We start from the raw sequence: 249 nt of genomic DNA, 5'->3' as shown, positions 1-249 counted from the left end.
AGTTACTCCTGTTGCTCCTGTTGGACCAGTTACTCCCGTTGCTCCTGTTGGACCAGTTACTCCTGTTGCTCCTGTTGCTCCTGTTGCTCCTGTTGCTCCGGTTGCTCCGGTTACACCAGTTGTTCCTGTTGGTCCCGTTTCTCCAGTTACTCCTGTTGCTCCAGTTGGACCAGTTACTCCTGTTGATCCTGTTACTCCGGTGGGGCCGGTTTCTCCTGTCGCCCCGGTTGCTCCTGTTAAGCCAGTCGC

The 249-nt window shown here is 55.4% G+C and carries 1 protein-coding gene; it reads right to left on the bottom strand.

Annotation, left to right across the window (positions count from 1 at the left end; genetic code table 11):
• The coding region (locus Y79_RS1000000120725; RefSeq protein ID WP_175575775.1) for a hypothetical protein at nucleotides 1-249 on the bottom strand (249 nt) is incomplete at both ends.

Source organism: Bacillus siamensis KCTC 13613 (genome assembly GCF_000262045.1).
GTDB lineage: Bacteria > Bacillota > Bacilli > Bacillales > Bacillaceae > Bacillus > Bacillus siamensis.
This window is presented reverse-complemented; position numbering and strand designations above follow the sequence as displayed.